The 20,773-nt window shown below is 61.6% G+C and carries 17 protein-coding genes and 5 pseudogenes; 9 read left to right on the forward strand and 13 right to left on the reverse strand.

Annotated elements, in window-relative coordinates; all coding sequences use genetic code 11:
* Together IE187_RS18665 and IE187_RS18670 are read left to right on the forward strand one after the other, a co-directional pair.
* Positions 1-476: MBL fold metallo-hydrolase (locus IE187_RS18665; protein ID WP_229839524.1), on the forward strand; the 476-nt coding region annotated here is incomplete at its 5' end.
* Positions 477-610: 134 nt separating this feature from the next.
* Positions 611-1,750 carry a M42 family metallopeptidase gene (locus tag IE187_RS18670; protein WP_189677529.1) on the forward strand — a complete coding sequence of 380 codons (1,140 nt, stop codon included), beginning with the start codon at positions 611-613 and terminating at the stop codon, positions 1,748-1,750.
* A gap of 54 nt (positions 1,751-1,804) precedes the next feature.
* Here the strand turns inward: IE187_RS18670 and IE187_RS18675 are convergent, their stop codons facing one another.
* Positions 1,805-3,073, reverse strand: a complete 1,269-nt coding sequence (locus IE187_RS18675) for an MFS transporter (RefSeq protein ID WP_189677530.1) — start codon at positions 3,071-3,073, stop codon at positions 1,805-1,807.
* A 59-nt stretch (positions 3,074-3,132) separates the two neighbouring features.
* On the opposite strand from IE187_RS18675, the gene IE187_RS18680 reads away from it, so the two are divergent.
* Positions 3,133-3,537 (forward strand): hypothetical protein, encoded by a 405-nt coding sequence (locus tag IE187_RS18680; protein ID WP_189677531.1) that lies wholly within the window; start codon positions 3,133-3,135, stop codon positions 3,535-3,537.
* A gap of 289 nt (positions 3,538-3,826) precedes the next feature.
* Here the strand turns inward: IE187_RS18680 and IE187_RS18685 are convergent, their stop codons facing one another.
* The 4 genes and pseudogenes from IE187_RS18685 to IE187_RS18700 all read right to left on the reverse strand — a co-directional run bounded on the left by IE187_RS18685 (position 3,827) and on the right by IE187_RS18700 (position 5,698).
* Positions 3,827-4,042 (reverse strand): DUF6771 family protein, encoded by a 216-nt coding sequence (locus IE187_RS18685; protein WP_189677532.1) that lies wholly within the window; start codon positions 4,040-4,042, stop codon positions 3,827-3,829.
* Between the two features lie 44 nt (positions 4,043-4,086).
* Positions 4,087-4,898: pseudogene (locus IE187_RS21755) on the reverse strand (IS5 family transposase).
* A gap of 37 nt (positions 4,899-4,935) precedes the next feature.
* Entirely contained in the window at positions 4,936-5,169 is a 234-nt protein-coding gene (locus tag IE187_RS18695) for a DUF6894 family protein (protein ID WP_189677533.1), read from the reverse strand.
* Positions 5,170-5,407: 238 nt separating this feature from the next.
* Positions 5,408-5,698, reverse strand: coding sequence for a hypothetical protein (locus tag IE187_RS18700; RefSeq protein ID WP_189677534.1), 291 nt, complete (start codon positions 5,696-5,698; stop codon positions 5,408-5,410).
* Positions 5,699-5,759: 61 nt separating this feature from the next.
* Here IE187_RS18700 and IE187_RS18705 point away from each other — a divergent pair, with 61 nt between their 5' ends.
* From IE187_RS18705 to IE187_RS21835, 3 genes and pseudogenes are all read left to right on the forward strand, one after another.
* On the forward strand, positions 5,760-6,161 hold the full coding sequence (locus tag IE187_RS18705; protein WP_189677535.1) for a Ros/MucR family transcriptional regulator: 402 nt from the start codon (positions 5,760-5,762) through the stop codon (positions 6,159-6,161).
* A 474-nt stretch (positions 6,162-6,635) separates the two neighbouring features.
* A pseudogene (locus IE187_RS21830) lies at positions 6,636-7,353 on the forward strand (IS6 family transposase).
* Positions 7,354-7,417: 64 nt separating this feature from the next.
* Positions 7,418-7,671 (forward strand): annotated as a pseudogene (locus IE187_RS21835) (integrase core domain-containing protein); the annotation flags it as partial.
* A 74-nt stretch (positions 7,672-7,745) separates the two neighbouring features.
* On the opposite strand, the gene IE187_RS21760 reads toward IE187_RS21835, so the two are convergent.
* Positions 7,746-8,108 (reverse strand): PilZ domain-containing protein, encoded by a 363-nt coding sequence (locus IE187_RS21760; protein ID WP_189677536.1) that lies wholly within the window; start codon positions 8,106-8,108, stop codon positions 7,746-7,748.
* 359 nt (positions 8,109-8,467) lie between these two features.
* Here IE187_RS21760 and IE187_RS21485 point away from each other — a divergent pair.
* Positions 8,468-8,701, forward strand: a pseudogene (locus IE187_RS21485) (chloride channel protein); the annotation flags it as partial.
* 150 nt (positions 8,702-8,851) lie between these two features.
* On the opposite strand, the gene IE187_RS18725 reads toward IE187_RS21485, so the two are convergent.
* The 6 genes and pseudogenes from IE187_RS18725 to IE187_RS18750 all read right to left on the reverse strand — a co-directional run bounded on the left by IE187_RS18725 (position 8,852) and on the right by IE187_RS18750 (position 16,618).
* Positions 8,852-10,017, reverse strand: a protein-coding gene (locus IE187_RS18725) for an IS3 family transposase (RefSeq protein WP_438810937.1) whose coding sequence is annotated in 2 segments (ribosomal slippage) — positions 8,852-9,765 and positions 9,765-10,017 — 1,167 coding nt in all. Because the reading frame shifts where the segments join, the coding sequence is not laid out codon by codon here.
* Positions 10,018-10,413: 396 nt separating this feature from the next.
* Positions 10,414-10,740 carry a cytochrome o ubiquinol oxidase subunit IV gene (locus IE187_RS18730; RefSeq protein WP_189677537.1) on the reverse strand — a complete coding sequence of 109 codons (327 nt, stop codon included), beginning with the start codon at positions 10,738-10,740 and terminating at the stop codon, positions 10,414-10,416.
* On the reverse strand, positions 10,737-11,363 hold the full coding sequence (locus IE187_RS18735; protein WP_189677538.1) for a cytochrome c oxidase subunit 3: 627 nt from the start codon (positions 11,361-11,363) through the stop codon (positions 10,737-10,739). Before IE187_RS18735 ends, IE187_RS18730 begins: the two co-directional genes overlap by 4 nt.
* Positions 11,360-13,444: a cbb3-type cytochrome c oxidase subunit I gene (locus IE187_RS18740; protein ID WP_189677539.1), complete on the reverse strand. Its 2,085-nt coding sequence runs from the start codon at positions 13,442-13,444 to the stop codon at positions 11,360-11,362. The genes IE187_RS18735 and IE187_RS18740 overlap by 4 nt, the downstream gene beginning before the upstream one ends.
* The gene (locus IE187_RS18745; RefSeq protein WP_229839527.1) at positions 13,441-14,292 is read right to left on the reverse strand and encodes a COX aromatic rich motif-containing protein; all 852 of its coding nucleotides are present in this window, start codon (positions 14,290-14,292) and stop codon (positions 13,441-13,443) included. The genes IE187_RS18740 and IE187_RS18745 overlap by 4 nt, the downstream gene beginning before the upstream one ends.
* A 28-nt stretch (positions 14,293-14,320) precedes the next feature.
* A pseudogene (locus IE187_RS18750) lies at positions 14,321-16,618 on the reverse strand (FdhF/YdeP family oxidoreductase).
* A gap of 612 nt (positions 16,619-17,230) precedes the next feature.
* Here IE187_RS18750 and IE187_RS18755 point away from each other — a divergent pair.
* Positions 17,231-17,998: an SDR family NAD(P)-dependent oxidoreductase gene (locus IE187_RS18755; RefSeq protein WP_189677541.1), complete on the forward strand. Its 768-nt coding sequence runs from the start codon at positions 17,231-17,233 to the stop codon at positions 17,996-17,998.
* Positions 17,999-18,012: 14 nt separating this feature from the next.
* Positions 18,013-19,020 carry a glycoside hydrolase family protein gene (locus tag IE187_RS18760; protein WP_229839528.1) on the forward strand — a complete coding sequence of 336 codons (1,008 nt, stop codon included), beginning with the start codon at positions 18,013-18,015 and terminating at the stop codon, positions 19,018-19,020.
* Here IE187_RS18760 and IE187_RS18765 read toward each other — a convergent pair.
* A complete protein-coding gene (locus tag IE187_RS18765; protein ID WP_189677543.1) occupies positions 18,959-20,773 on the reverse strand; it encodes a phosphoenolpyruvate carboxykinase (GTP) in 1,815 nt (604 codons plus the stop codon). The two genes, IE187_RS18760 and IE187_RS18765, sit on opposite strands and share 62 nt — an antisense overlap.

The raw sequence follows: 20,773 nt of genomic DNA on the forward strand, positions 1-20,773 counted from the left end.
TGACCATCTGGCTCGGCACCCGAAAAATCCTGATCCAGCCAGTGCTCGGCCACACCGGGGGCGACCTGATCGTCACTATACCTGATGCCACGGCCGTATTCTGCGGTGATATCCTCTGGCGCCATGTATCGCCCAATATCATCGACGGCGACGTTGCGAGTTGGATCAGCACCGTGGCCGGGATGCAGCACGCCAAAAACGCCAGCATCACCACTTTCGTGCCCGGGCATGGGGGAGTGGCGACGCTAAGCGACGTCGCCGACTTCCAGCTCTATCTCGCCGACTTGAGAAGCCTTGTAAGCCGTGCCCGCGATCGTGGATTGTCAGGCAAGGTTTTGGTCGACGCCACGTTGCCCGAGTTCGCACAGCAGCATGGCGACTGGGGGGCATTCGCCCATTTCGCGCCGCTCGAACTCGGTTACATGGACGACGAATTAGCGGGTCGGAAGCGTCGACCGCAACCGGCCGGTCAATAGCGTTGTGACCCAATACCGGTGATTCGCGCGTTGGCTTCCGCTTCTCGATATCCGTTCATCAAACGCTGAATTGGCGGTTGCCCCTTGCGGATTACGCGATCCAACGGCATCCCTCCAATCCTGAGGAGAAGTCGGTGCGGATTTTGGCAGTACTTGCAGTTCTCTGCGTCGCATGTCCTGCCGCGGCCGCGCCGCATGACAGGACCGAGCGGCTGTTGGGCGAACTCGCCGACGCGCCCGGCCCTTCGGGATACGAGGAAGCGGTGCGCCGCGTAATGGTCCGCGAGCTAACACCGCTGGCCGAAAAAATCACCTATGACGGCGTAGGCTCGGTCATCGCGCAGCATGGGGCGAGCGGCCCAAAGGTGATGCTGGATGCGCATATGGACGAGCTTGGCGGCATGGTCCGCCGGGTCACGCCGACGGGCTTCCTGTCGATGCAGATGCTCGGCGGATGGCTCGATCAGGCATTGCCCGATCAACGCTGGATCATCATCGGTCGCAAGGGACCGGTGCATGCCGTAACCGGCATTCGCGACGTTCACGTCGTGCCGGCGGACGAACGCACGCGGGTCTTTTCGCGCGACAGCCTGTATCTTGATGTCGGTGCCCGCAACGCTGCCGAAGTTGCGGCACTGGGGATAAGCCCCGGTGATCCGGTCGTGCCCGATTCGCCTTTCGTCGCGCTGCCGGGCGGTCGCTATCTGGGCAAGGCGTGGGATGACCGGGTCGGGTGCGCGGTCGTGATAGAGGCGTTGCGGCGTCTGCGGGCGTCTGGTCATCCCAACCAGCTTTATGTCGCCGCGACGGTCCAGGAAGAAATCGGGCTCCGCGGCGCACGGACCGCCGCCGACCTTATCAAGCCCGATATCGGGATCGCGATCGAAGGGGGAATCGCCGGCGACAGTCCGGGACGCAGCCCCGAAGAGACTCAGGCCGTGCTTGGCGGTGGGCCCGGCCTGTTCCTTTATGATAGCAGTACTCTCCCCAACCGGCGCTTCGTCACGCTAGTCGGCGATGTTGCGATGGCGAAGGACATCCCGCTACAGCGAGATTTAGTGCAAGGCTATGGCGACGATAGCGCGGCGATCCAGGCGACTGCCGGCGGTGTCCCGACTATCAACCTTGTCGTTCCGGCGCGCTACACCCACGCGCATAACGGGATCATCGATCGCGCCGACTTCGACCGCACGGTGGATTTGGTTGTTGCGCTGATCCAGCGCTTGGACGCGCCGACAGTTGCCAGGTTGCGCAATTTTGCCCCCAATCGCTGAGGGGCCCGTAACGGATTGCGGGTGGCTCGGAACTCCGAACGCCTTGGGACCGGGCTAGGCTGGTCTGGTTTCCGGGAAGTGCCACATCGCGTTCAGGCCGATCACCAGCGCTACTAGCATATAATATGCCGGCATCAGCGGGTCGCCGGACAGCCGGATCAGGCCGGCAACAGCGAACTGGGTAGAGCCACCGAATGCGGAGATCGCGACCGCATAGATCAGCGCGAAGCCGCCGGCGCGTCGCGCACGGGGAAGCGCCTCGGCGACAGCGACGAGCATAGTGCCGGTAGAAAGATCGAGGAGGCATGCGAGCACCGTACTTACCGCGTACAGCAATTCCGACGATCGGTAATGTGCCACCCACCAAAAGGCCGGCAGGACCACGAGCGCCAGCCCGACAGCGGGGACAATCATCACAGGTCGGCGTCCGAATCGGTCGGAGAGCCAACCGCTCAGTGGATCACACAGGACTCCGCCCAGACCAACCAGCATCACGGAGGCGAAGGCGGAGCGCTGGACGATGCCGAGCGTGGTAGAGGCCCAGGTTCCGAGATAGACGAGCACGTAGTTGGCGATCGTCGCGGCGGCGAGCATAAGAAGCCCGCAGAGCACGATGCGCCAGGTGCCTGCCTCCACGACGTGCGGCGGCAGCGCCTCTTCCATCGCCAGCGTCTCGACCAGCGTGCGTCTCGCAGCGAGCGCAAACGGCAGAATTACGAGACCCATCAGCAGCGCGAGACGCCAGCCCCACGCATCCACCGCTGCCGCATCGAGCGTTAGCGACAGAATGACGCCCACAAGCCCGGCGACCATGACGGCGCCATCGGAGCTCATTGCCTGTAGCGACACGTAAAGGCCGCGGTGCTGGATCGGTGCGCTCTCCAGCAGCAATGCGGTACTCGGACCGACCTCCCCGCCAAGCGCGAACCCCTGAAGGAGGCGGAACAGGACGGCGAGAACCGGCGCTGCCATGCCGATTGGCGCAAATCCCGGCGTCAGTGCAAGGCCGCCAACGGATACGCCGATGAGCGAAAACGACACTAGCATGGCGGGCTTGCGTCCAGACCGGTCCGCCATGCGGCCGATGATGAAAGCGCCCAGTGGACGGGTGGCAAAGCCGACCCCAAACGTTGCCAACGACGCGAGCAGGCTCACGCCTGGAAGGTCGGAAGGGAAGAAGGCCCGGCCGATCTGGACAGCGAAGATCGCATAGACGACGAAGTCGTAGAACTCGAGCGCATTGCCGGCGCAGATCGCCGCGATCTGTCTGCGGGACAGCATCTTTGGAAACGTGACCGTGTTCACGTCGCCCGCATCCGTCATTAGGGTTCCTCGCTATCCCTGCACATCACCGCTTCGCTACTGGTTGGCGCTGCACTCGAATGATCCGGCAAATCGAGGCTATGTTGAACACCGTTGGCGCGACACGCAAGCGCCGAGGCATTTCGTGCTCGGCAGCCCGCGCCCAGCTGGGAACGAGCGTGACCAATCAGCAATGCGATATACCAATGACGAGCTTGGTGGCGGGCCCGTCCAACCTCTTTGTGGCCGCGATAAACAAAAAGCCGGCATTTCCGGCGCTTTGGTACTTCTTGACCCCTGCCATTCGCTCAATGTCCGATCTCGGGTCTGGTGTCGGATCAAAACGCTTGTCTGCTGAACTGCGAACAATGATGGGGTCGCGCTGGTCCATTCAGGTCGGCGGCGAATGGACGCTGGTCGATTTCCGCCTGAGAGTTTTTATGCCCGGCAGCCGCCTCCCCCATTTACCCACGCAGGCGTTTTAGAAACGCAACCCAAGCCTCTTCCGGCCTTGGCCATCGCTGCCTTGAAGGTTCGTATGGAGCGTGGAAAGTGACGCTGCATAGCTGAGGCCGGGCAAAGCACCTGCTGCATCTAAGATGGGTTCCAACAGACGCGAGGGCGCAGTCCCAGCGGTGGACCATAAACCATCGGTAGAGCGGCTCTCCGGCAATGATGGATTGATTGTCGCAGTGGAAATGACATCGCGCGTGGATGTTGGCCTTTCGAGAGACGACATCACCGAGCGAGCGGAACCGGATATTGGCGCCCACGTCACAACGAAAGGTCGAGTTGGTCAGGATGCGCCTGCGCGCGTTCGCCCGAAACTTTGTCGAGCATCGACTGCGCGATGAATTCTGCGGCGCTCGATCGCGTCCGCTCATCAGGCGCCGATAGACCGACGCGAACCCAGCCGGGATGCGTCAGGACGGTCGCAGCAAGGTCGTCGGGCGTGACGACCGGTTCGGATTGATGATCGAAGCGAGCCATGTCCGCATTAGAACAGATGACGAACAATCTCTCAAGCCGATTCGCTAGGCGGCGTGGACAAATTTGAGCCAGTATCTAGCGGCGGCGATATGGATCATGCTGAGGAAGCTTTCGGCGAGCTGGTCGTAGCGGGTGGCGATGGCGCGGTTGATTTTGAGGCGGCCGAAGAAGCATCCGATATGATTGCGTTCCTTGTAGAGCGAGCGGTCGTGTTCGATCTTGATCCGGCGGTTTGATCGGCCCGGGATGACGGCCTGTATGTTGCGGCGGGCAAGGTCGGCTCGGATGGCGTCGGCGTCATATCCCTTGTCGGCCAGCCGCGCCTTTGGCGCCTGCTCCGGCAGGGCGATCAGCGTGTCATAGGCCTTGCAATCGGCCGCTTCGCCGACGGTCAGGTGGAAGGCGAGCGGTCGTCCTCGGGCATCTGCCAGACAGTGAAGCTTACTGGTGAACCCGCCCCGCGAGCGGCCAAGAGCGCGTCGATGAGCCCCCCTTTTCCGCCCGCTGCCGAGACGTGGGCGCGAACGGTGGTACTATCGATACTGTAATGGCCGCTGTCCGCCATCATCTCGGCCAGCGTGACCGAAACGGCCTCCCAAACCCCGGCCTCGCTCCAGCGCCGAAACCGGCGGTAGATCGTGTTCCAGTTGCCGTATTTGGGCGGCACATCGCGCCAAGGCGTGCCGCAGCGCAGCCGCCAGAGGATGCCGTTGATGATCGAACGGTTCTCTTCGGGCGGTCGCCCAGGCCCACGGCTCGCCGCATCAATCGGCAGCAAGCCTCTCAAAACACGCCATTCCGCTTCGCTTAGATCGCCCCGGCTCAACCCCGCCTCCAAAAGGAAGCCTTGAATCAATCACCGAATCTCGCGTCAAACAATTTGTCCACGCCGCTTACTGAACAGTCAGCGCATCCCGGAACGGAATTTCGGTAACAATCTCGCGCAATTTGTCCTCCACTTCGATCGACCATGCTAGCGGGAGTCTGCCGTTCCTAGCTTCCTCACCCATGATATCCCGCGCGATCTTCGTTGCGTGGAAGCAAGCCGCTTCTAGGTCGGGAAGGTCCATGCCCTGTGCGTCGCGGAATATCTCACCGTCGAATCGGAGGTGGAGGAGATACCGCATCCTTTTCGCTTACCATAAGGTCACCCACGCCGCTAACAAGCCAAACATCTCACATGCCCGAGCCTAGCCGCCACCTCACTCCTAGCGTGGCGCGAGTGCCACTCATGGACCGACTGGGGGCGCGCGTGGCGTGCCGATAGGCGACCCATCACGTAGAGTTTGAAATCACCGTGTCCGTAAAAATTATAGCGTGACGCCGACGAGGCGTTCGGCACAGCAGCAATCGACGCAAATGACGCTAAGCACTTTTCGGATTATTCCGTTCCGCCGCGAGGACTTTGACCCTTTCGGCACGCATCGCCATTTCCTCCCAGCGCTCTGCCGATCGCAGTGCCCGGATACGGAGATTAGGCAGCGTAGCAGTCTCTGCAGTCGCACGTTCGGCGTCAGCACGTTTTCTGTACTGAATAGGATCGTCGTTCATTGAAGGATCGTATTCCTTTGCGGCACGATTGACCAGTACGACGGGCAAATTGCGCGGGCTTCGATCACCCGATTTGCCCGCAATCGGCTTAAGGCTGGTTTGCATGAGTAGCACACCTTAACCATTTTCTGTTTTATTCCGATCAAAAAGGTGTAGCTCGCCGCAGATGACTAGCGAAAAATTACTTATCCATGTCGTTGACATCGTAGGCTCATACGTGGCCTCGAACGTGGTAGCAGCGAAAGAGGTGCCGGACCTGATCAACGCCGTCTATAAGAGCCTAGCAGGGCTTCAGGGCACGACTCCGACGGTCGGGGCCATCGAAGTACCCACGCCTGCGATGACGATCCGGGCGAGCGTTAAGCCGGACTCGGTTGGTTGCCTCGAATGCGGAAAGCGCTTCAAATCGATCAAGAAGCATCTTGCGACGCATGACCTTACGCCAGATCAATATCGTGCAAGGTGGTCGCTTCCAGCGTCTTATTCGATGGTAACGGCTGAATACAGCGCTCGGCGTTCTGGCTTGGCGACGGCGAACGGCTTGGGTCGATCGAAGGGGCAAAAATAAAACGACGCCAATTATGTTGACCTGCTTAGAAAAGCCGATCGTTTGCGCTCGCGTTATTTTAAATAAGTCGGTGACGGCGGGCGCAATGAGATTTGATTAAGCGGCACGTAAAAGCACGTCGCTTTGGTCGGTCGTCGCTTCCACACCAACAATCGGCGCGACGTTGTCCCTTCGCCCTGTGCCGACACAGCTGGAGTTATCAAAAACAAAGTGTTTGTGGTTCTGACTAACCCCTATCGCGAGTAGCGCGTCACTAAGTCCGCGCGTAGCAAGGACCTGACCAAACCGCGCGGCAGCGTCGATCCCCACGGCAGCGCGGACCTCGGCTTTGGCTATCGCTCTAGTTCCGCCAATTTCCGCTATGCGCTGAAGTTTGGTTCCGATTTAGCGGGCTCGGGTCAATACGTTCGCTGCAGAAAATGATACAAGCAGGTGGCTCTGTCAGATTAACGAGGCATTCGCTACCGAGGTCCACTGAGCCGCAAATCGAGAGCCCTCCCGCCCAGCCCGTTCCGCCGCTTCAGCTCGGCACCCGAGGTGATCCGACTGGTCGTGATGTTGTACGTGCGGTTCCCGCTTTCGCTAAGAAACGTCGAAGATCTGCTGTTCGAGTGCGGAATCGACATTTGCAATGAGATAGTGCGGCACTGGTGGGGGCGGTTCGGCCCGATCTTCGCCGGCGGCATCGGGCGGCAGCGAGCCAACCGGATGCGCGCCTTTAGACACTGGCGCTGGCATCTCGACGAGATGTACGTGAGGCTCAACGGTAAGATGGTCTATCTTTGGCGGTCGATCACGAAGGCGAGGTCATCGAAAGCTTCGTTACCAGGACGCGCGACAAAGCCGCAGCGCTGACATTCATGAAAAAGACGCGGAAGCGCCATGGCTCACCGGAGGCGATCGCGACCGATGGCCTTCGGCCCTACCGCGCAGCGATGAAAGACCTCGGGAATGAAAAAAGCAGGAGGTCGCTCGCTGGGCCAATAACCGGGCGGAAAACAGCCACCTGCCCTTCCGGCGACGAGAGCGGGCGATGCTCAAATGTAGGCAGATGGAGACCCTACAAAAGTTCGCCAGCGTGCACGCGAACTTTCACAACCACTTTGACCTCGAACGCCATCTCGTTGACCGCAAGACCTACAAGGAACGCCGCTCAGCCGCACAGGCCGAGTGGCAATCGGTTATGGGCTAGTCCCCAATCACGAATGCCCGACATGCATCGTGGAGAGAGCGGTTCGCATTAAACTGACAGCACCCCAAAGGACAATGCGTTCATCGAGAGCTTCAACGGCAAGTTCCGGCGGAGTGATTGAACCAGCACTGGTTCATGAGCCTCGACGACGCGATCGGAAAATTCAAGACTTGGCGTAGACACTATAGCGATGTGTGACCACATAGCGCGACCGGCAATAAGCCGCCGATATCGCTGGTGACCCGGTCAGCGACACATTGCCCGCCCTGGCCGGCAGGAACTGGACGAGGCCCAGCCGGGTGGTCCAAAAATGGGTAGCAGCTCACCTCGATCCAGACTCTCATGGTCGATGGACCACTCAGAAGGGGACAGGTCACCCCAGTCAAAATCATTCACAAGTGACTCGACCGGGATTCATGTGTGCTAACGAGATGATCCAACACGGCTTGGTGCAGGGGGATGCCAAAGCGAATTCCGGCTTTTCCCTTATGGCACCAGCTGACTATCCCTTCGATCGCTACCAAGCCATGAAGCGTCACCCAAATCTTTTGGCCCGCCTTGAGCGAACTATCGCCGACGCAGCAACCCCGTCGAGAAAGATCTAGCAACTCCACCGGTCGCGCCCGGCCGTGTCGCTCGCGGACGCTGAGTCCAATTGAAATTGCTATTCGACGCTCATGCCGGTGCTCTATCCAAGAAGGCTCTAGCACAAGATCGTGGCGACGGCCGGTGCTGCGAGGGTGCTTGAAGATCATTAGACGAGTTACTTCGGATCTTGCAGTTTAGAAGTATCTCGACGCTCACTGGAACGACGCTCTGGCCCCGCATACCCAAGAGTGGTGACCATTCGTCGGCCAGAGACGCGACGGTTTTGATGATTTTTTTTATCTCCGCGCTCCATCACTTCAATTCCCCTTAAAAAATATCATACTAAGAGTAGACGTATTAAAAATCTCCTGCCATTATTCTGTTAAGGAAAACTTCAGTCTACTTTTGCTCTCGCTTACAAATGGCGGCCGTTTCCATGCGCTGATGCAGGATGCGGATAACAACGATGCCGTAACTGGTTAGCCGGAAACAGATGACATGCTGCTCGAAGATACGCCGCCGATATCTGCTCACGCCGATCTTCCCGGGTCGCCCAGCAGGCGCCGTCGTGTTACTCGGCATGGCGGCCTACTTCACCGGAGTGGTACGCGCGCCGCTCACGGCCGTCATCATCAGCAGCGAAGCGACCGCCAGCCTTTGGATGATCGTTCCGCTGTTCGCAACGGCGCTGATTGCTGACGGGGTCAGCGCGCTGGTCTCGCGAGAGCGTCTTTATCACGGTCTGGCAAAGCCCTTTTTGCCGGCCGGGAAAACCCGCCTCTGTCGACGAATAAAACATCCCGTGACCCGCCACTTACGTTCGCAAAACAGTGTTGGCTTCTTTCGCTTGACGCGCGTTCTGACAAATCTCGCTGGGCACCGCCGGCCAGGGTGACGTGACCCCCGTCTTTCATCCAACCGCAACCAGAGACCGGCCATTGTTGTCGCGCGGGAGCGCGGGTGAAGCAACGGGCGGGTTTAAACCCGCCCGTTGCTTTTCGAATTCGGCGGCGAATGCCGCCGGTGTGGCGTAGCCGAGCGAGGAGTGCGGCCGCTCGGTGTTGTAGTCGTCGACCCAGCACGCGAGGATCGAGCGCGCCTGGCGGACCGTGAAGAACAGCGTCTCGTTGAGCAGTTCGTCGCGCATGCGACCGTTGAAACTCTCGACGAAGCCGTTCTGCGTCGGCTTGCCCGGTGCGATATAGTGCCACTCGACGCCGGCATCACCCGACCACGCGAGCACCGCGTTCGAGGTCAGCTCGGTGCCGTTGTCGCTGACGATCATTTTGGGCGCGCCGCGCTCAGCGATCAGATCGGCCAGCTCGCGCACCACCCGCTTGCCCGAGATCGACGTGTCGAGCACCGCCCGCAGGCACTCGCGTGTCACGTCATCGACGATGTTGAGGATACGGAACCGCCGGCCCGTGGCCATCTGATCATGCACGAAGTCGAGGCTCCAGCGCTGGTTGGGCAGCGCCAGCACGGGTGCTGGTGCCCGCGCGCCGACTGCACGCTTGCGTCCCTTGCGACGACGGACCGTCAAACCTTCTTCGCGGTAGAGCCGCTGGGTCTTCTTGCGGTTGATTGTGATGCCGTCCCGGCGCAGCAGGATGTGCAGCCGTCGATAGCCGAACCGCCGCCGCTGCTGCGCCAACTCGCGCAATCGCGACCGCAGGTCGCCATCATCTCCTCGACACGAGCGGTACCGCATGCTCGCGCGATCCGCTCCGACGACAGCACACGCCCGCCGCTCGCTCATCCCTAGCGCCGTCTGGAGATGCGCGACCGCTTCCCGCTTTGCGGCAGGCGTCACCATTTTTTTGAAAGCAGGTCCTTCAGACCTGCGTTGTCGAGCATCGTGTCCGCCAGCAGCCGCTTGAGCCGCGCGTTCTCATCCTCGAGCGCACGCAGCCGCTTCGCATCCGACACCTCCAGGCCGCCGAACTTGGCCTTCCACGCGTAATAGGTCGCGCTCGACATGCCGTGCCGCCGGCACAGATCCGTCACCACCGCTCCCGCCTCGGCCTCCTTCAGGATGCCGATTACCTGCTCTTCCGAAAACCGCTTCCGCTTCATCTGTCCGTCCCTTCTTCCGGCTCGGACTCTAGCTCCAGCTGGAGGAAAAAACGGGGGTCACGTCAAGCGTTACGCGGAGCGCAAGGTGCTCAGCGCGCATGGCAATCAACTGCGCATTCCTTGGCGTGGGTATTCTCCAGGCGGCGACATCGGGATGTGGGTGGGGGAACTATGTTCTGCGTTCGGCATGAGTACACAGGTGGCAAGCCGATCAACGCGATCGCGCGGGATCTTTGATTGTCGCGCACGGTCGTGGGCAAGTCGATCCGGGTACCGGAAGGTTCGTCCGCCCGTCATCACTCGGTGCCGCCGTTGCCGTGGATCAAACCGTTCCAAAAGTTTTCGTCCGTGCACCGCCTGCACCGAACGCCCAAGTGCAGGCGGCACTGCCTCGCTCTACATCATGCGACCGTGCAAGTTGGCGATGATCACGATGGTCCCCGCGACCATGAGAATGATGATCAGCGTCGAAAACAGGATCAGCAACAGGTCGTCGCGGGAGGATCGTCTGAGGCTGACGTGCAGGAAGCACCGGAGGTGGACGATCATCTGGACCAGCGCGAGACCGAATACGAGACCCAGCGTCGTGCGGGCCGGAAAGCGCGGCCAGTGCACCGCGGCAAACGCCCCGCCTGTCAGCGCGAGCGCCAGTGCATAGCCGATCGCATAGGTCCGGATTTCGCGACGTTTCTCCCGGCGGGGATCGGCTTGCGGCGCGGTCATCGAATCAACCCCTGCAGATAGACGACCGAGAAGATCGCGATCCATACGATATCGAGGAAGTGCCAGAACAGCCCGAGCCGCAGCAGATTGATCTTCACTCGCGCATCGCGCCCGAAGATCGGCACCTGCACCATCATCACGATCAGCCACAGGCATCCGGCCAGCACATGCACGCCGTGCAGCGGGACGAGCGCGAAGAACGACGATAGGAACCCGCTGCGCGTCGGCACCGCGCCATCGCCGATCATCGTCGCGAAGTCGTGGAGTTCGAGGCCCAGGAAGGCGAGGCCGAGGGCCAGCGTGGCGGCAAACCAGCCGAGCAGCACTCGGTTCGACGCGCCGTGCTTCATCGCGATCGAGCCCAAGCCGAAGGTGAAGCTGCTCGTCAGCAGGATCACCGTCTCGGCGAAGGTCGGGCCGATCTTGTACGCGCTGGCAGCAGTCGGCCCGCCGACGGTCGCGCCGAGCATCGTGCCATAAACCGCGAACAGCAGCGCGAAGATCACCGCGTCGCTCATCAGGAATATCCAGAAGCCGAATATATCGGGTTCCGCCTGGTCGTGCGTTTCCTGGTCGGTGGTGCCGAGATTGATGCCGGCGTGCCGCATGTCGCCGGCGCTCATGCCGTCACCTCGGCGAGGCCCTGATTGGCCGGAGTCGTCTCATGATGTCGGGAGATCGGTCGTGCCGCGGCGATCGCGTGGTGCCAGCGGTCCTCGATCCGCGCGACGTCGGCGGCAGGAACGATGCGTTCGACGTCGCGGATGAAGCTGCGGGCGATCACGGTGGCGACGATTCCCGCAAGGCATAGCACCGCCAGCCACCAGATGTACCAGACCAGACCGAACGCGAGCCCCGCCCCGAGGATACCCGTCGCGGGGCCAACCATGCTGTTGCGCGGGACCGCGATGTCCTCATACCCCGCCGGGACTGCGTAGCCATCGCCGTCACGCTTGCCGTCATAGAATGGGTCGCGGCCGTCGACCACCGGGATCACCGCGTAGTTATACTCGGGCGGAGGTGCCGACGTCGACCATTCGAGCCCGCGCCCATCCCAAGGATCGCCAGCGAATACGCGGTTGGCGTCACGCTCGCGGATGCTGACCCACAGCTGCACAAACAACGCGGTTAGCGCCGCCAGCAGGATCAGCGCGCCAACGCCGGCGACGTAGAGCCAGGGGCGAAACGCCGGTTCGAAGAACGCTTGGCTCCGCCGCGCCGCGCCGCCCGCGCCGAGCACGTACAGCGGCATGAAGGCGAGATAGAAACCGAACACCCAACAGCCGAACGCGATCCGTCCCCATTTTTCGTTCAGGCGGAACCCAAACGCCTTGGGAAACCAGTAATGCGTCGCCGCCAACATGCCGTACAGCAGGCCGGGGATGAGCATGTTGTGGAAGTGCGCGACGAGGAACAGCGTGTTGTGGACGAGGTAATCGAGCGGCGGAAACGCGAGCAGGATGCCGGTGAACCCGCCGAGCACGAAGGTCATCATGAACGCGAGCGAGTAGAGCATCGGTACGGTGAAGCGCACTTCGCCGCGGAACATCGTCCAGATCCAGTCGTAGATCTTGACGCCGGTCGGCACGCCGATCGTCATCGTCGCGATCCCGAACACCGCGTTCAAATTCGCGCTCTGCCCCATCGCGAAGAAGTGATGGACCCAGACGGTGAACGACAGCACCGCGATCGCCATGGTCGCCAGCACCAGCGAGGTGTAGCCGTACAATTCCTTCGATGAAAAGGTCGACACCACCTCGGAATAGGCGCCGAAGGCGGGCAGGATCAGGATATAGACCTCGGGATGACCGAACAGCCAGAACAGGTTGGCATAGTTCATCATGTTGCCGCCGAGGTCGTTCGTGAAGAAGTGAAACCCCAGATAGCGATCGAGCGCGAGCAGTGCGGTCGCCACGGTCAGCGGCGGCATCGCAAAGATCATCAGGATCGACGTGCACAGTGTCGTCCAGCAGAACAACGGCATCCGCATCAGCGTCATGCCGGGGCAGCGCAGCTTGTAGATCGTCACCGCGAAATTGAGCCCCGACAGCGTCGAGGCGATCGATCCCAGCGTCACTGCCGAGATCCAGTAATCCGGACCGACATCCGGGCTGAAGGCGAGTTCGGTATAGGGCGGATACCCGGTCCAGCCGCCAGTCGAGAAGCGCCCTATCACCAACGATACCATCATCAGCCCCGCCGCCCCGCCGGTGAGCCATAGGCTGATCGAATTGAGCAGCGGAAACGCCACGTCGCGCGCGCCGATCTGGAGCGGCGTGACATAGTTGATGATGCCGGTCAGGAACGGCATCGCCATGAAGAATATCATGATGCTGCCATGCGTGCTGAACAGCTGCGCGAAATGATCGGGTTCGACAAAGCCGGGCGCGTTCACCGCCGCTGCCTGCTGCATCCGCATCAGCACCGCCTCCGCCAGCGCGCGCGCGAGCATAACGAAGGCGAGCACGACATACATGACGCCGATCTTCTTGTGGTCGAGGCTGGTCAGCCACTCACGCCACAGATAGCCCCATTTTCCGGTCACGGTGATGAGCGTGATCACGCTTGCCGCACCGAGCACGACCATCATTGCCGCCCCTGCCCCGATGATCTCGTTGACGGTCGGGTTTTGCCACGCGCGGACGAACGCCAGCGCGTTCCAGGTGAAGCGGCCGAGCAAAGCTGGCCAAATGCCGTCGGTCATCGTCTCTTTTCCGGGATTTGCGCGACAATATGCGAGAACAGGTCGGGCGGCGTGGAGGCGTAGAAGAGCGGCCGGGCGATCACGGATCGCTTGGCGAGCCGGGCATAGCGCGCTGCGTCGAGCGGCTGACCGTTTGCGCGAACGCGGTCCATCCATTGCCGATAGTCGGCGGTTGGACGCGCAACGACGGCGAACTTCTGATTCTGGAAACCGGCGCCGTTGAACTGCGTGTTTTCACCGCGAAAAATGCCCGGACGGCTTGCCGCGAAGTTCAGCTGAGTAGTCATGCCGGCCATCGCATAGATCTGGCCGGCGAGCTGCGGCACCATAAGCGACTGCATCACGGTCCCGCTCGTCAGGGTGATATGGACGGGTCTGCCGACCGGAATATTGAGTTCGTTGACGGTCGCGATCCGCGCGTCGGGGTAGATGAACAGCCATTTCCAGTCGAGCGCGACCGCCTGGATCTCGAGCGCAGGCTGTGCCGATGGGATCGCGCGATAGGGATCGAGCGTGTGCGTGTACGTCCACAAGACGATCGCCAGCCCGATCACGATCCCCACCGGCGGGAGCCAGATCAGCGCCTCGATCCACCAGGAGAAGTCCCAATTCGGCTTGAACGCGCTGTTCTTGTTCGACAGCCGGTAATGCCACGCCATGATCGGCGTCAGCAGCAAGACAGGGCCGGCGACGAACACAAGGACCGCGCCTACGATGAGATACAGATGCCACTGGCTCGCCGCGATCGGCCCGGCATGGCCGACCACGCCGAGCCTGAGCACGTCGCAACCCGATAGCAGCACGGGCGCGAGGCAACCGATTGCGCGTCGCCAGGGTATCGCCTTCACGCGAACCATCCTCCTGCGGGCCCGGCGCTCAGCCCGCCTCGACCCGGACCGGCACCGATTTCGAGGCCGGCGTCTTCGACAGCTCATCATGGTGGCCGATCGGGACGAGCACGTTGCACTCGGGATAATAGGACGCAATCGTCCCGCGCGGCAGTTTGTAGGCGGTCAGCGTCAGCCCGCCGAGGCGGCGATCCTGGCCATCATCGTCGTCGGCGTCGACATCAGTGACCAGCGTCACGCGCTGACCATCGTGGAACCCGCGCTCTGCAATATCCTCGGGGCTCATCAACACGATATCGCGCGAACCCTCCAGCCCGCGCAGGCGGTCCGAATAGCCATAGATGGTCGTGTTGAACTGGTCGTTCGATCGCAAAGTGATCAACCGGTAGCGACCCGGCGCATCCTTGAACCCTAGCGAATTCAGCTGGCCGGGTGTCGTGAACACCGCCTTGCCTTCGGGCGTCTTCCAGATCCGCTCATGCGCGCCATTGCCTCGGTAGAAGCCGCCGGCCTCATACATCCGCGCGTTGTAATCGCGAAAGTCGTCGGGATAGGTGTGTTCGATCAGGTCGCGGACGAGCCCATAATCGGCTGTCCATTCATCCCATTTCAACCCGGGAGACGTGGCGACCGTGGCCTTTGCGATGCCGGTGACGATCGCGAGCTCGCTTTTCACCATGTCCGACACCGGTGCGGTATGACCGACCGACGCGCTGATCATCGAGAAACTGTCTTCGGTGGTGATTGACTGGTTGCCGGTAGCCTGTTCGTCGACCTCGAACCGGCCCAGGCACGGCAAGATGTACGCCTGCTTAGCCGGAAAAAGATGGCTGCGGTTGAGCTTGGTCGAGATCATCACGGTCAGATCCTGCGCCGCCCACGCCTGCTCCATGCGCTTCTGGTCGGGCACAGCGCGGACAAGGTTGCCGCCAAGCGACACGAACGCGCGGACCTTGCCCGCGAACATACCCTCGACCGCCTCGACAATGTTCATGCCGTCCTTGGTCGGCGGATCGAAGCCGAATAATGCCTTTAGCTTGTCGAGCGGCACGAGCTTGACCTTTTCGGCGATCCCGACGGTGCGCTGGCCCTGCACGTTGCTGTGCCCGCGCACCGGGCAGCAGCCCGCACCTGGCTTGCCGATGTTGCCGCGCAGCAGCAGCAGGTTGACCAGCATCGCGATGTTAAGCGCGCCGTGCGTGTGCTGGGTCAGACCCATGCCGTACACGCCGATCACCTTTTCGGCGGCGATGTAGACGGCAGCGGCGTCGCGCAATGCCGCCTCGGTCAAACCCGATTCCTGCTCGATTTCGGCCCAGGTCACGTCGCGGCACGACTGGATGAAGGCGTCAAAGCCGGTGGTGTGCTGCTTGACGAACGCGTGGTCGATCACCTCTGCCTTGCCCGCCGCCTGGGCCGCGTCGTCGGCTTCGACCACGCACTTGCACAGCCCGAGGATCGCCGCGACGTCGCCACCGGCCTTCAGCTGATGATATTGATCCGATATCTTGGTCTCCTTGCCGGTCAGCATCGCCGCGGGGCTTTGCGGATCGACGAACGACACCAGGCCCTGCTCGATCACCGGGTTGAACGTGACGATTTTGCCGCCACGATCCTTCAGGTCCTTGAGCGGATGCAGGAACCGCGGGCTGTTGGTGCCGGGATTCTGCCCGAAGAAGAAGAAAGCGTCGGTTTCCGCGAGATCGTCCCAGACGATCGTCCCGACCGGCGAGCCGATCACCTTGGTCAGTCCGACCGAGGTCGTTTCGTGACACATATTCGAGCTCTACGGCAGGTTGTTGTTGCCGTAGGTCCGCGCCAGCAGCGCATAGAGATACGAGGCTTCAAGTCCTGCGTGGCCCGACGCGTAGAACACCGCGCTTTCGCGATCGATCGACTGGATCGTCTTGCCGATTGCCGCAAACGCCTCGTCCCAGCTCACCGCGACATAGCGGTCGGTCGCGGCGTCGTACCGCAGCGGATGCGTCAGCCGCCCGGTCTTTTCGAGATCATGATCCTTCCAATCACGCAGTGCTGTGACCGAGTGCCCCTCATCCTGCCAGAATGCGGGCGTGCAACGATCCTTGGTCAACTCCCACATCGTCGCCTTGGCGCCGTTCTCGCAGAATTCGAATGCGGAATAATTGGCCGGCTTCGGCCATGCGCACGACACGCACATCACGCCCTTGGGCTTGTTCGACCGGGCGAGGCTGCGCACCGCCCCACCCGCGGGCCAAGTCTCGCCAAAAATCTGCGAGATCCCCTTCATCGACCCCCAACCGCCTGCTGGACCGGTGTCGTGTGGGAGGTCCTTCTGGTCGGTCATCGATACGGTCCTTCATTCGGTTCAGATGCCAGCCCGTACACTCCCGGGGGTCTAACGTTGAAACGCCAATGGCGTCCAAGGCTCAAAGAGCCCACCCTGTCCCCACGAATAATCTTGGCAGTCGCATCCGACGTGACGGGCTCATAGTGATCAGAAATTTGGCAATTAGGCAAAGCATTCGAACATTCTAATGAAATTGTTAGAATGCGCTCCAACCTGCTCTGCAAGCCCCCTCAGCGCCTTAATCGGACTGACCAGCGGCTGCCGCTGCAGGTTTCTGTCAGCGAGAAACTTAGCCGCCGTACCTTGCTGGGCTAAGCCATGGCGGTAGTTGCGTCACCGAAGCCTACGCGCGGTTAGGCAACGGTGCTTCCGGTCTAGCTAACCCAAAGGCCGCCGGTAATCGTGCATTTCCAGCTTCCCGAAATCGACCGTTCGTCCATGTTGGCCGAGCGGCCGCTTTGAGCACGATCCTTAAGTCGGAAGTCGGCAACTGACGCTCATATTTTCTACTGCCAGGCGGTTTGCCGATAGCGACATGACAAAGATGATAATGGCTCGTGTTGAAGCTCGCGCCGATACGATCGGAAGAGATTCGAAAAGGGTAACGCGATGGCGAACGGCAGGTGCGTATTGGTGAGCGGCGCTGAGAGTGGGATTGGCGCGGCGTGCGCGATCGCTTTCGGAGCGCTGGGCGACAAAGTGGTGGTGCTATTCCACGATGCCCATAACGACGGAAGCGACACCGTCGCCAAGGTGAAGGCGGCAGGTGGCGAGGCGATCGCGGTCCAGTGCAACGTTGGCGACGAAGCATCTGTGGAGGCGGCATTCGCGGAAGCGGAGCAGGCGTTCGGGCTCGTGAGCGTGCTGGTCAACTCTGCTGGAATCAACATGGCGGGTGTGCCGGTCCGGCAAATGACGATGCCGCAATGGCAGCGCATGCTCGATACTGACCTGACCGGCGCGTTCCTTACCTCGCGCCGGTTCGTCCGCGACCGGCCCGCAAACATGCCGGGTGCGATCATCCACATATCGTCGATTCACGCCTATGCGGTGCGCGCCGGCGGTGCGGATTATTGCGCGGCCAAGGGCGGCTTGACCAATCTGATCGAGACGCTCGCGATCGAGGAGGCGCCCAACGGCATCCGCGTGAACGCGATTGAGCCAGGTATGATTCTAACGCCGATGAACAAGCGCGCGAGTGCCGATCCTGCCTATCGAAAGACGATGGAACAAAACATCCCGATGGATCGGGCGGGAAGGCCTGACGAGGTCGGCGATCTCGCGGTGTTCCTGGCCTCGGACAAGGCGTCGTACATAACCGGCGCGCGGATCGTGATCGACGGTGGCCTCTCGCTGATGCAGGCACTCGGCGCATGATGGGGGGCAAGCACGTGGCCCCCTCGTCGGCGGCCGGCGCCACGAACCAGTCTGAAATCGCGCCCGGCGTGCCGATCGTTCGGTCGCGCCTGCCCGCCGACAGCGTCGCCGGCGATCGCAAGGTTCTGGTCTATCCGTCGTCCAATGCGGTCGATTTCAACGTGCAGGAGTTGCAGGACATCCACCTGATAGGGCCGCCGCTACTCATGGCGCGCGACCTCATGAGCCCGTATGTGTGGCTAGAGCCGGACGGCCGCTTCGGCATCATGGTGCGCGCAGTGACGCAGCCCGGCGAGCCGATGACCGACACGGGCATCATCTGGGCCGGCTGGAGCGATGACGGCGTGCATTTCGCGATGCTCGACCAGCCCTCGATCGTGCCCGGCGCCGCCGGCGAAAAGGATTCGGGCGGGGTCGAAGACCCCACGGTGGTGAAGATGGAGGACGGCAGCTACGTCGTCTATTATACCGGCGTCGAGGCCGATATGGCGCATGGCGAGATGTTCTACGCCACCGGGCCAAGTGTCGACAAACTGGTGAAGACCGGCGTTGCGCTCGCTTCCACAAAGTCGCTCGGCAACACCAAGGAAGCGACCGTCGATCGTGAGAAGGATGGTTGGTGGAGCCTGTTCTACGAATATGCCGCCGACGAGGCGAGCCGTGTCGGCCTGGCGATCGGCCCCAAGGTGGATGGGCCATGGGACGAGCAGCCGACGCCGTTCATGCCGCGCGAGGATGGGTGGGACAATTGGCACCTTTCGACCGGTCCGATGCTGCTCGATGATCCCGAGATGCCGGTGATGTTCTACAACGGCGCGACCCAAGACGCGCGCTGGCGGATCGGCTGGGTGGCATTCGACCGCAAGCTGACGCGCGTGATCGACCGCTGCATCGAGCCGTTGATTACCCCGCCGCCGGTACCCGACCGGACGGCGAGCGACATCGCTTTCGCCGCCTCGGTCACAAGTCGAGACGGCCGGCAGGAAGTCGGTCGCCAAACGTGTCAAGGTGGCCCGCATTGAGCGCCGCTTCCTTGCTCCAGACCGCAGGATCAACGGACAGGAGCTCGGCGAGAGAGCCTGCACCGATCGCTAGCCCGTCAACGTCAAGATCATCCTGAGCCGGTACGTGACCGATCGGCGTTTCTACGGCTGTCGCCTGTCCATTCAGGCGCTCGGTAATCCACTTGAGCGCGCGAACATTGTCGCCGAAGCCTGGCCAAAGGAAGTCTCCTTTGGCGCCCTTGCGAAACCAGTTTACGAGATAGATGCGCGGCAAATGGCGTGGGTCGGAGTCGCTCGCGGCGCCTACGCGCAGCCAATGCTCGAAATAATCGACCATATTGTATCCGCAAAACGGTAACATCGCGAACGGGTCCCGTCGGAGCGTTCCGACCGCGTTTTCGGCGGCAGCGGTTCCCTCGGACGACAGATTGGCCGCCAGATAGACACCGTGCTCCCAATCAAAGGCTTCGGTAACGAGCGGGACAGCTGCTGCACGACGCCCCCCGAACAAGATCGCGGATATAGGCACGCCAGCAGGATCGTCCCACTCCGTCGCGATCACGGGACATTGATCGGCGGCGACGGTGAAACGCGCATTCGGGTGCGCTGCGGGCGTGCCGCTTGTGGGGGACCATTCGCGCCCCTGCCAATCCAGCAAGCCTTCGGGCGGTGTTTCTGTCAGGCCTTCCCACCATACGTCCCCCTCCGCCGTCAGCGCCGTATTGGTGTAGATGACCGACGACGAGAGCGTTTCGACCGCGTTGCGATTGGTCTTCGGCCCCGTTCCAGGTGCCACGCCGAAAAAGCCGGCTTCCGGATTGATCGCGTATAAGCGCCCGTCCTGATCGAAGCGCATCCATGCGATATCGTCGCCGATGGTCTCGGCCTTCCAACCCGGGATCGTGGGTTGCAGCATCGCCATATTGGTCTTGCCGCAAGCCGATGGAAACGCAGCGGCAATAAAATAGCGCTGCTTGTCCGGCGCCGTGAGCTTGAGGATCAGCATATGTTCGGCGAGCCAGCCCTCGTCGCGCGCCAAGACCGAAGCAATTCTCAAAGCGAAGCATTTTTTGCCGAGAAGGGCATTACCGCCATAGCCTGACCCGTAGGATTGTATCTCGCGGGTTTCTGGATAGTGCACGATCCATTTTTCGTCCGAGCACGGCCAAGGAACATCCGACTGCCCATCGCCAAGCGGCATGCCCACGCTGTGCATGCAGCGAACGAAGAAGCCTTCGTCGCCGAGCATGTCGAGCGCCGCCGCACCCATGCGGGTCATGAGCCGCATCGACAGAACGACATAAGCGCTGTCGGTCAGTTCGACGCCAATCGCGCTTTTGTCCGAGCCGATCGGCCCCATGCAGTAGGGCACGACATACAGCGTCCGTCCGCGCATGCATCCGGCGAACAATCCGTTCATGCGTTCGCGCATCTGCGCCGGATCATGCCAATTATTGGTTGGCCCGGCATCGGACTCATTTTCGGAACAGATGAACGTGCGAGATTCCACGCGCGCGACGTCGCGGGGATCTGACCGGGCGTAGAACGAATCTGGCCGCAGCGCCGCGTTGAGACGAACCAAGGTTCCGGCGGCGACCAGCGTGTCCGAAAGGCGCTTCCATTCGGCCTCCGAACCATCGCACCACACGACCTCGTCTGGCTGCGCGAGGGCTGCCATCGTCGCGACCCATTCGAGCAATGCACGATGTCGCGTCGGGGCGACCGGCGCTGCGCGGACGGCGTCATTGGAATTTTCGTTGGGGCCTAACAT

The sequence above is a fragment of the Sphingomonas glacialis genome, assembly GCF_014653575.1.
Taxonomy (GTDB): domain Bacteria; phylum Pseudomonadota; class Alphaproteobacteria; order Sphingomonadales; family Sphingomonadaceae; genus Sphingomonas; species Sphingomonas glacialis.

What these genes read in the sequence shown, in the direction of transcription:
- IE187_RS18675 (WP_189677530.1), bottom strand. Translation starts at nt 3,073, where the DNA reads ATGACGGATGCGGGCGACGTGAACACGGTCACGTTTCCAAAGATGCTG.
- IE187_RS18680 (WP_189677531.1), top strand. Translation starts at nt 3,133, where the DNA reads ATGATCCGGCAAATCGAGGCTATGTTGAACACCGTTGGCGCGACACGC.
- IE187_RS18685 (WP_189677532.1), bottom strand. Translation starts at nt 4,042, where the DNA reads ATGGCTCGCTTCGATCATCAATCCGAACCGGTCGTCACGCCCGACGAC.
- IE187_RS18695 (WP_189677533.1), bottom strand. Translation starts at nt 5,169, where the DNA reads ATGCGGTATCTCCTCCACCTCCGATTCGACGGTGAGATATTCCGCGAC.
- IE187_RS18700 (WP_189677534.1), bottom strand. Translation starts at nt 5,698, where the DNA reads ATGCAAACCAGCCTTAAGCCGATTGCGGGCAAATCGGGTGATCGAAGC.
- IE187_RS18705 (WP_189677535.1), top strand. Translation starts at nt 5,760, where the DNA reads ATGACTAGCGAAAAATTACTTATCCATGTCGTTGACATCGTAGGCTCA.
- IE187_RS21760 (WP_189677536.1), bottom strand. Translation starts at nt 8,108, where the DNA reads ATGATCTTCAAGCACCCTCGCAGCACCGGCCGTCGCCACGATCTTGTG.
- IE187_RS18730 (WP_189677537.1), bottom strand. Translation starts at nt 10,740, where the DNA reads ATGACCGCGCCGCAAGCCGATCCCCGCCGGGAGAAACGTCGCGAAATC.
- IE187_RS18735 (WP_189677538.1), bottom strand. Translation starts at nt 11,363, where the DNA reads ATGAGCGCCGGCGACATGCGGCACGCCGGCATCAATCTCGGCACCACC.
- IE187_RS18740 (WP_189677539.1), bottom strand. Translation starts at nt 13,444, where the DNA reads ATGACCGACGGCATTTGGCCAGCTTTGCTCGGCCGCTTCACCTGGAAC.
- IE187_RS18755 (WP_189677541.1), top strand. Translation starts at nt 17,231, where the DNA reads ATGGCGAACGGCAGGTGCGTATTGGTGAGCGGCGCTGAGAGTGGGATT.
- IE187_RS18765 (WP_189677543.1), bottom strand. Translation starts at nt 20,773, where the DNA reads ATGTTAGGCCCCAACGAAAATTCCAATGACGCCGTCCGCGCAGCGCCG.